Raw genomic sequence first — 5,734 nt, forward strand, 5'->3', positions numbered from 1 at the left:
ATGAGGTCACATGAGTAGCGTCTCCACGCGGTGGGCGTGCACCATCCCCTCACGCGGGGACCACGCGAAGATGGTGAAGTGGCCGTCTTGGGACGCCACCAAGGCCACGGCGTCGGGCTGGTCCTGCGCGAACTGTGCCGCCGAGACGTGGCGGGTGCCCCCGAGCTGGGACGGGGCCACCACGGCCGCCACCGCGCCTTCGATCGGTTCGGTGAGGACCACTCGCTCCACTCGGGCCCGGCCGTCGGGGCGGCCGATCTTCACGCCGAATGCGAGCAGCTCGTAACGATCCGTGATCAGGGTCGCGCCGTCCACCGCGGTCAAACCGGCGACGGCATCCACCACCCGGCCGAGCGCCCCCTCTGCCGGCAACGAATCCCGTTCTGTCGCATCACGCGTGAGATCGGCAAGCTCAGTAAAGACGGGCCCCACGACGTAGTCTATGGGCCTCACGATCGAATCCTGCCACGCCTCCGTCTCCGCGGGCACCACTAGCAGCGTGCCGCCCCGCTTGTGCGCGCGCATGGACACGGCGAGACGCAGCAGTACTTCGTCGGATTCACCCTTCGAGTTGGACGACGCCGGAGCGAGCATGGTTTTGAGGACGGAGGGATGGTCCGACACGTCCCCGGGCCTCCAGCTCAGGATCTTGACGTCCTCTCCCTCGAAGACGGCGACGTTTCGGAACTTGGCCGAATCCTCGCGAGTCCGATGCTTGACAACGAGCAGGCCGGGGCCGAGGACTTCCAGCACGAAGCAAAAGCTGGGAACCGCACGCATCGTTCCCCACACGAGGAGCTGGTCACCCTCGCGCCAGACGCCCAGGTGAATTCCGGGGCGCTGGACGGCCGGCGCTAGTCGCGCGAGGGCGCGAGGGCCAAGCGGCAGGGGCGCCGCGAGCAGCAGCGGTCCAAGCGCCCGCTCGGGAGGGAGGAGGGCCAGCGATATCTCCGGGGCCTTACCCTCCTCGCGTTGAAGGCTCGACCAAAAGGCAGCATCGATGAGGGCCTCGATGGCAGGGGCATCGGGCAAGGGTGGGCCCGCCCTCTGATCAGGAGAAGCAGCCTCCACCTGCTGGGCGAAGTGCTGCTCCAGTCTTGGGGCGAAGGTGCGGGCGGCAGGGTAGAAGGGTCGGTCCACCCATCGAGTATGCCGCTTCGGGACTGGCCTAGCCAACCGTGAGCAGCGGCCGGGGGAAAGTGCCGCCGACTAGCAGGCCAGCGACATTCCCCCACGCAGGTCGCCATTTGCCACAAGCTCGAGGCGATAAACACCTATTGGCCTTGAGGCATATCCGAGCAGTCGTTCCATGTCGCCCAGTTCTTCGCAGTCCGGCTCGTTTGGCGTACTCGGCCACGCTCCCGTACGGCCGTGGTGGATGGCTCGGCGGTGGTGCGGAAGTCCTTCCTTGTCCGAGCACCTCGGCCGGATGATCCGGACAGTCCTTGCGGGCGGCCCTGATCCAGTCGGCCACGCCCCGTGGCCCTCCACAGTGAGCAAACCCGAGGGCGTTACCTGCTAGGGCTTCGCTGTCAGACTGACCACGAAGTGCTGCTTGCCCACGCGATAGTAGAGCTTCCCATCGCCATCGACGTAGATCGACCGCAGCTGGCCGTCGTCAGGAGCGAGAGAGAGGTCTACGCCAACGCCCTGCGGGCCCACGGGGCCCTGAATGCCCTGGGGCCCATGGGGCCCTTGAGTCCCCTGTTGTCCACGGGGGCCGGGCTCGCCTCTCGCCCCGGGGGGCCCGGGCCGCCCCGCCGGACCCGTCGGGCTACCCGGGAGAACCAACTTGAGTCTGCGGGTTGCGGGGTCGTAGACGGCACCAGCTTGGTCGTGGGGGCCAACGATTGTGACCGCGAGCGCGGAGATAGGTGCCTTGGCCGCGAGCTTCGCCGCCTTCTTCGCGGCCTTTCTACTATTCTTGTCCTCGCTCGCCGGCTTTGATATCCCCTCGACCGCGCTCTCCGTGCTGGTGAGCGGCCTGCTCTCGCGATCCGCCTTACGGTCGCGCTTATCCTTCTTTTCGTTCTTGCTCCCCTTCTTCGCCATCAGTGCTCCCTCGCGTCGCTTCGGCCTCTGACGTCTCGCGCTTGAACAACAAGCCTCCGCGGCCCTCGCTCCGCCGTCAGACACAGGTACGCCGGGCCGCGGACACGTACTGCGGCGCACTGTCCAAGTCGGCCCCACGATCATATCCCTTCAGGATCTCAAGGTCGGAGGGTCTGGGACGGGGTGTCTTCTTTATGAGAGTCGAACGCTCAAGAGCCCAGGTTCAGCCGTGACCGGGGGCTCCCCGCCGTCGGGTCGGCACCCTGACGCCACCCACCTGCTCGCATGCCAGGGAACGCTTAGGGTGCTGCCACTTCACGCCCCCCCCACGGCCTCAGATGCGGATCCTCTCGATCTCGTCGAGGTTGACCTCTTCTTGGGTCCGGTCGTAGAGGGCGGTGGTGCGCGGGGACTCGTGGGCGGCAATGCGCTGGGCGGTGGTCAGCTCTCCCCCGTTCTGAAGGAAGGCGGTGATGCCAGTGGCGCGGAAGGTGTGGCAGCAGATCTCCCTGGGAAGACCGGCCGCGAGCGCGCGGCGCTTCACCATCTTGAGAACGCCGCTTGTCGTGAGGGACCGGTCGGTGAGATTCCCGCTGCGCTTGTGGGCTGAGCGGAAGAGCGGGCTCCGGTCTTGGTCCGTGAGCTCGGCCGCATCCAGGTAGGCGTCCAAGTAAGTCGCAGCGTTGTGGTGGGCCGGAACCATGTGGTACTTGCCTCCCTTCTCGTGCAAGCGAAAGTAGGCCCTCCGCCCCTGGGAGTAGTAGTCCTTCACCCGCATCTTTACCACCGCTCCCACCCGGGCGAAGGAGTAGATCATGATGGCCATCAAGGCGCGGTCCCGAAGGCCCACCACGGTGGCGCTGTCGATCGAATCGAGGAGCTGTCGTGCCTCCTCTGGGAAGAGCACAGGGGTCTTCCCCACCTTGACTACGTGCTTGGGCCCCCTTACGGCTGCCGCCGGATTCACCGGGAGAACACCCCCCGTCACCAGGTAGTCGAATAGCGAGCGCAGCGCGGCCAGGTGCTGCTTCACGGTGGGGGCGGAGACTTCCCTCTGGAGGGCCTCGATGTAGGCGGCCACGAGGACCGGCTCGAGCCTCTCGAGGGGGAGGGCTCTGCCCTCGCACCACCCGAGGAACCGGGACACGGCCCAGGCGTAGGCCCTACGGGTGTTGGGGTTCCGGATGTGGGCGGTGAAGAACTCGACAAACCGCCGGGAGGCCCGCTCCCCCGCCCGCGCGATAAGGGCCGGGAACCCCCCTGCGCTCCCCCCCCTCCCGACAAGCTCTCCCCTCATCCTTCTCCCGCGCAGATTATAAGGGTGGATAATGTGCTTTACCAAGCCTCAAATCACCCACACTCGCCCCCAAGCAACCATTCCTTCGGCGTCGAGGGCGGGGGGGGCACAGCCCTTTTCAGACCTGCTCCCAACCTCCGTACCCCGTCGGCAAGGGATTCCCCTGGGGCAGCTCCCAAGCCCCCTTCCGTGGCCCCGCCGCACCCCAAGGAGGCCTGATCGGGCCCGCTTCCCCCTCAAAACCCCCCTCCAGACGGGCAGATGTTGGGTGAGCACTTGATCTTTGTATTATTCTCATAGTGTCAGATTCCAATCCTTGACTTCATAGGTCAAGAATCCTACCCTTGGATCATGAAAAGCACTGTATCCGCCAAGGGTCAGGTCACGATCCCCGTGGAGGTCCGGGAGCGGCTGGGGCTCGAGACCGGAACCGTCGTCCTCTTCGACCTCCGCGAGGACGGGGCGCTCATGCGCAAGGGCAGCCACGGGGAACACCCCGTGGACAAGGTCTTCGGAGTCCTCGGTGCCCGCCGGCCCGTCGACTCGCTGCGGCTCCTGGACGAAATGCGTGGGCCGCGGCCGGGGGGGCCACGGTCGCGCCCGCGGGGACGGCGCTCGTGAAGACCGCGGTTGACACCTCGGTCCTCCTCGACATCTTCCAGCCCGACCCCCGCTTCGGCCCTCCCTCCCGCGAGGCCCTCCGACGTGCCTACGCCCAAGGGGCGCTTGTCGCCTGCGAGATCGTCTGGGCCGAAATCCGAGCCCATTTCCCCGCGGACGGGCTCTTCGAGGAGGCGCTGCGCACAATGGGGATCCGCTTCGAGCCTCTCTCCCCCGCCACTGTCGCCGCCGCCGGCCGCCTATGGAGGGAGAGTCGGAAAGGCGGCAAGGCGCTCCCCACAAGGGTAGTGGCCGATTTCCTCGTGGGCGCTCACGCCCAGCTCCAGGCGGAGGCCCTGCTCACCCGCGACCTTGGCTTCTACCGGCGCCATTTCCAGGGCCTCAAGATCATCGATCCTGGGGCGGCCGTTCCGGCGTAGGATGGGGGCATCCATGCCGGAAGAGACGCTGCCTCGGCCGGAGGGACCCCGCGATTTGGCCGCCTTGCTCACGGATGGAGTCGGCCAAATGCTGGAGGCGCCTCCCGAGACGACGAGAATCTGGCGGAACTCCGCGCATGAGCTCCTCCAGCGTTGGCTCGCTCTCCTCGGAGGACCCGGTCGTTGAACCAGGCCGCGCCCCAGTCGAGCGAAACCGCTGGTCCCCGTGACCTGGGCGAGGTTCCCCTCTCCCTCCTGGATGCGAACCCCTTCATCCCCGCCGGAGCTCAGGACGGATCGCGCGTCGAGCAGCTCGCGGCCCGTCTTCGGCAAGGGGGCGGTCTTGAATCCCTCCTCGTTCGGGCCCGGGGCAAGCGCTATGAGGTGCTCGCGGGGGAGATCCGTCGCCGCGCGGCTTTGACTGCCGGCTGGACACGAGTGCCCGTGGACCTCCGCGACGTCGGGGACGAGGAGTTGGTGGAGGTGACCCTGATCGAGAACTTGCGGCGGGGGGAGCTGGGGCCGCTGCAGCAGGCCCAGGCGATCGAACGCCTCCAGAGACAACTCAATCAGACCCAGATCGCACTCCGTCTCTCTTGCAGCCGCTCTACCATCTCAAACACGCTCCGCCTCCTTGGTCTCTCCCGGGCCGTTCGCGATTTCCTCGATGCGGGGCGCATCACGGCCGGCCACGCCCGGCCGCTCCTGGGTCTACTCGAAGACCAACAGAAGACACTGGCCCTGGAGGCAGCGCAAAAGCGGCTTTCCGTCCGCGCCGTGGAAGTCCGGGCCGCGAAGTTCCGTGCCGCCCTCCCCTCTCGCCGCCGCTCCCCCAAGGATCCCAACACCCGAGCCGCCGAGGAGCGTCTGCACTCGGTGATAGGCGCCCGGATTGAGATCCACCGCCGACAGAAGGGGGGGACCGTGCGCCTCCACTTCGCGACCGAGAACGAGCTCAATCGCATCTACGAGACACTCATGCGGCTCCGACGCCCCAAGTGAGGTGGCAGCCCATAACCGCCGAAAACGCCGTTGCCGCCCTGAAGCCTGACTTCCCTGCCACGCGGCAGGGTCCTGCGACGCGCTCAAAGCGGCGCTGGCTACGATGCCCAGCCCGGGGGGCATCCCCGCCTTCCTACCCCTCCTTCTTTAAGTAACGCCCACCCCCAGCCTGTCGTTGACCGCCACCTGAAGCTCCTGCTTCCCTCGGAGCGCTTGACCGAACGCGACGCCCGGCAGCCGGTTGCGACCAGCAGAGGCTGCCCAAGGCTATCGGACCTGCCTCGGCGTCGGTTAGTGGTACCGTGGCATCCTGACTCGCCCACATGACGGGCGCTACGGCCAG

General features: G+C 67.0%; 7 protein-coding genes. 4 read left to right on the forward strand and 3 right to left on the reverse strand.

Annotated features, from left to right (window positions below; all coding sequences use genetic code 11):
* Window positions 1-6: 6 nt before the first annotated feature.
* Window positions 7-1,140 (reverse strand): hypothetical protein, encoded by a 1,134-nt coding sequence (locus VN461_10630; protein ID HXB55230.1) that lies wholly within the window; start codon window positions 1,138-1,140, stop codon window positions 7-9.
* 378 nt (window positions 1,141-1,518) lie between these two features.
* Complete coding sequence (locus VN461_10635) at window positions 1,519-1,662, reverse strand: hypothetical protein (GenBank protein ID HXB55231.1); 144 nt, start codon at window positions 1,660-1,662, stop codon at window positions 1,519-1,521.
* A gap of 217 nt (window positions 1,663-1,879) precedes the next feature.
* Between VN461_10635 and VN461_10640 the strand changes: the two genes are divergently transcribed.
* Complete coding sequence (locus tag VN461_10640; GenBank protein ID HXB55232.1) at window positions 1,880-2,083, forward strand: hypothetical protein; 204 nt, start codon at window positions 1,880-1,882, stop codon at window positions 2,081-2,083.
* A 303-nt stretch (window positions 2,084-2,386) separates the two neighbouring features.
* Here the strand turns inward: VN461_10640 and VN461_10645 are convergent, their stop codons facing one another.
* Window positions 2,387-3,349: a tyrosine-type recombinase/integrase gene (locus tag VN461_10645; GenBank protein ID HXB55233.1), complete on the reverse strand. Its 963-nt coding sequence runs from the start codon at window positions 3,347-3,349 to the stop codon at window positions 2,387-2,389.
* Window positions 3,350-3,700: 351 nt separating this feature from the next.
* Between VN461_10645 and VN461_10650 the strand changes: the two genes are divergently transcribed.
* From VN461_10650 to VN461_10660, 3 genes are all read left to right on the forward strand, one after another.
* Window positions 3,701-3,970, forward strand: a complete 270-nt coding sequence (locus VN461_10650; GenBank protein ID HXB55234.1) for an AbrB/MazE/SpoVT family DNA-binding domain-containing protein — start codon at window positions 3,701-3,703, stop codon at window positions 3,968-3,970.
* Entirely contained in the window at window positions 3,967-4,389 is a 423-nt protein-coding gene (locus VN461_10655; protein ID HXB55235.1) for a type II toxin-antitoxin system VapC family toxin, read from the forward strand. Before VN461_10650 ends, VN461_10655 begins: the two co-directional genes overlap by 4 nt.
* Window positions 4,390-4,572: 183 nt before the next feature.
* The gene (locus VN461_10660) at window positions 4,573-5,391 is read left to right on the forward strand and encodes a ParB/RepB/Spo0J family partition protein (protein HXB55236.1); all 819 of its coding nucleotides are present in this window, start codon (window positions 4,573-4,575) and stop codon (window positions 5,389-5,391) included.
* The last annotated feature ends 343 nt before the right edge of the window (window positions 5,392-5,734 follow it).

Source organism: Vicinamibacteria bacterium, from assembly GCA_035570235.1.
GTDB lineage: Bacteria > Acidobacteriota > Vicinamibacteria > Fen-336 > Fen-336 > DATMML01.